This is a genomic window from Hungatella sp. (assembly GCF_046966825.1).
On record NZ_JBKVCZ010000267.1, the window covers coordinates 1 to 3,178 of the forward strand.

Below are 3,178 nucleotides of genomic sequence, written 5' to 3' on the forward strand. Positions count from 1 at the left end.
GCATCAGTTTTTTTGAATTAAACTTATCGGCTACCCATCCACTGATCAGATAGCCGGGAACAGCAAGGCTTGCATATGCCGCTGTCAAATTCCCCATCTGTGCGTTGGTTAAATCAAACACCGTTTGAAAAGACGAATAAAACATAACCGGAAAAAAGATGATATTTCCCACATTGGCCGCAAGAGAAAAAAAGATTAACGGCCAGATTCGATTGCCCAGCTTTTTCATGAAAGACCTCCTTTTGTAAATACGTTCAATCAATTTTATTAAGCATGCTTAATACTAGTTTAAAGGAATAACCTGAATTGTCAAGCAGAAATTTTTATTTCCACTCAAAATCCAGGTTATCCGCCTATTTGATATTCTATTTTATTCCGCCCCCTCATGACTCCTCCTGAAACGCATGGGGATAATGCTTTCTCAAAAAAGTCTTACTGTTTTGAATCACCCGGTAGATGACCTTATCACTCATTCCAAGATTATAAAAATAATTGGAGGTGGTGATATCCATGACCGTCTCCCTGGTAATGAGATGGGGATGCTCGTGGCGGTGAAGCAGCAGCTCCCTGGTACTCCCCCGGCAGGCAATCAGATAAATCTCGTTCTGCCTTTCACTCACATCCAGCCGATACTCATCAAGGAACTCACGGACCAGCCGGGTATAGGTGTTTCCGTTTTCCCAGTAGAGACCCGGAGTACTTCGGTTGTAACTGTAATAAAACCTGGCAAAATCAGGATTTTCATCGATAATCAGCCAGTCCAGAAACACGACGGTATAGAAGCGCTCCGCGCTGTCCAGCCCGCTCATGGCGGACAAATCCATCTTCTGAATCCCCTCCTCCAGATACTCTGCCGTAATCCTCGCCGCAAGGCGGTCTTTCGACTCAAAATAATAGGCAATCAAACCGGATGTCACCCCGGCCCGCTCGGCAATCTGGCGGAACGTAACTTTGCCATATTCTTTTTCTAGAAAGCACTCCCTGGCCGCGCTTAAGATACTCTGGGCCGCCGGCGTATCGAGATTGGACTGTTTTGTATTTTCTATTTCTTCACACTGTTTAAACCGCATCGTTCTCCTCAACTTTCTATCAGACTGACTCCCGTTTCCAACCGGATTCAATAGTATTGATTATAATGGGTCGTACAAATAAAATCAATAGATAATCGGTTCTTTTTATTCTTGACGTTCAATTATTATTCTGATATTATTTAAGCATGTTTAGTTTAGCACTATAATTCGTTAAATTAGGAGGGGTCCTATGAATACGTTTATTGAGGTTCTTGGTGTGACGGATGCACTGGTATTTATATTGTATATCCTGATTATTATTTCTATCGGCTTTTTCGCATCACGAAAGGTAAAAAATGCAAAAGATTTTTCCACCGCGGGGCAGTCTCTGACTCCTCTGGTCTTAATCTCATCCTTTCTCGCCACCTTTTTTGGCGCATTTTCTGGGTCTGGCGCCATGGAGATGGTTGGGATGTTCGGCCTGACAGCTATCACCATCCTGTTTAGCTCCAATGTGGGCTGGTTCATCATGTCATTGATGGCGAAAAATATGCGCAACTCCGGAGCTCTCACTTATCCGGAATACATACGCTGTCTGGCGGGGGACGATGCACGTGTGGCTTCCTCCTCCATCAGCATGGTCTATTTAATCGGACAGATTGCCGGACAATTTGTCGCCTGTGGTACGATTGCACAGCTGCTGGGAATCTGTTCCTTTCAAACCGGAATCATTGCCGGAGGCATCATCATCATTTTGCTGACCGTCAGCGGCGGACTGGCCGGAATCGCGGTTACCGACAGTATCCAGCAGATTTTTATCACCGTAATGTGTGTCATTGTAGTGCCAGTCATCGTTTTTACCAAAGCCGGAGGAATCGGCGCCGTGTTCGCGGCGACAGAGCCGGAGAAGCTCAGCCTGGTTCACGGAGCGCCATTGGGCTACGGGCTTGGCACCTTTCTCGCCCTGGTTCTCTCCTACTGCTGTGAACCGACACTGGCCCACAAGATTTTCGCGTCCAGGGATGCCAAAACGGCTGTGCGCAGTTCCATGACTGCCAGTATCCTTGGATTTCTCTTTACGATTCCCATGTGGACCGCGGCATTGACAAAGCCCATCTTATTTCCGGAGGGACAGATGGTTGCTTTTCTTCCCATCGCCATGAAAACATATCTTCCGCCTGTGCTGCGCGGCATTGGTATTGCAGCTTTTGTCAGTCTTCTGCTCACTACAGGAGATGCGCTTCTGCTGACGGAGACCGCCATCATTTCCAACGATATCCTCCCACGGTTCCATCGAACACGGACGGAGCGGGAGGGGCTGTTTATCAACCGTTTTCTTGTGCTGGTTATCGGTATCCTGGCTATTATTTTGGGGTTGTATTTCCAGAGCGTCTGCGTGGTAATGCTGCTGTTTACCGGCATGTATGGGGCATCCGTATTTCCGCCCGTCCTGCTGGCCAACATTATGAAGTATCCACCGGAAAAGAAGGTGGTCGCTCCCTGTATGATAACCGTCGCCGTGCTGACCGCTGCCATGGACCTCTTTCCCGCATTTCCCACGGAAGGAGTCTTTATCGGGGTTCCCTTAAATATCATACTGCTGCTAACCAGCTCCTGGGTAGTCAGGAAACGGTCTGCCATGCAGCCAGCCCCTGAAATTTAATACAGATAATGCTTGTCGTTTTTCCAACTTTACGGTACTATTAGAACTAGGAAATCAAGGGAGAATGACGCTATGAATACCAATATCGATACGATTACCATACCGGTGAGACTGGACGCCGCCACATTCCGCAGCTTTGCCATCTTCGACACGTTAAAACGGCAGAAGCGCTGGAAATCGCCGGCCATCTTTGCCGCAATTCTGATGGCCTCCGCCATCGTCTGCTTCGCCATGAACTCCAGGGCGGACCAGGCCGTCCTGCTTGGGAGTGTGCTGACCGCCATCGCCCTGGGGCTGCCTGCCGTCTATTTCGGCATGTTTTTCTACTCTCTGGACAACCAGGCAAAGGCCATGAAACTGAACGCGGCCCGGTTGGTTTACACCGTGGAGCTGAGCGGCAGGGACGACGGCATCCATGTGACAAGCGCCTCCGGCGAGGGCCAGACGGCACAGTTTCACTGGAAGGATTCCTTTGCGGCCTACCGGGCGGCAGACTGCATCTACC

General features: G+C 48.8%; 3 protein-coding genes and 1 pseudogene. 2 read left to right on the forward strand and 2 right to left on the reverse strand.

The genetic code is table 11. The annotated features are described in order from the left end of the window. Both ACLTD4_RS33575 and ACLTD4_RS33580 read right to left on the reverse strand, forming a co-directional pair. Window positions 1-229: pseudogene (locus ACLTD4_RS33575) on the reverse strand (MFS transporter); the annotation flags it as partial. Between the two features lie 154 nt (window positions 230-383). Next, window positions 384-1,070 carry a TetR/AcrR family transcriptional regulator gene (locus tag ACLTD4_RS33580; RefSeq protein ID WP_138669669.1) on the reverse strand — a complete coding sequence of 229 codons (687 nt, stop codon included), beginning with the start codon at window positions 1,068-1,070 and terminating at the stop codon, window positions 384-386. Between the two features lie 190 nt (window positions 1,071-1,260). On the opposite strand from ACLTD4_RS33580, the gene ACLTD4_RS33585 reads away from it, so the two are divergent. Together ACLTD4_RS33585 and ACLTD4_RS33590 are read left to right on the forward strand one after the other, a co-directional pair. After that, complete coding sequence (locus ACLTD4_RS33585) at window positions 1,261-2,673, forward strand: sodium:solute symporter family protein (protein WP_006782030.1); 1,413 nt, start codon at window positions 1,261-1,263, stop codon at window positions 2,671-2,673. 72 nt (window positions 2,674-2,745) lie between these two features. Next, the coding region (locus ACLTD4_RS33590; protein ID WP_412331967.1) for a hypothetical protein at window positions 2,746-3,178 on the forward strand (433 nt) is incomplete at its 3' end.

Coding starts and splice junctions, on each gene's coding strand:
- ACLTD4_RS33580 (WP_138669669.1), bottom strand. CDS start 1,070: ATGCGGTTTAAACAGTGTGAAGAAATAGAAAATACAAAACAGTCCAAT.
- ACLTD4_RS33585 (WP_006782030.1), top strand. CDS start 1,261: ATGAATACGTTTATTGAGGTTCTTGGTGTGACGGATGCACTGGTATTT.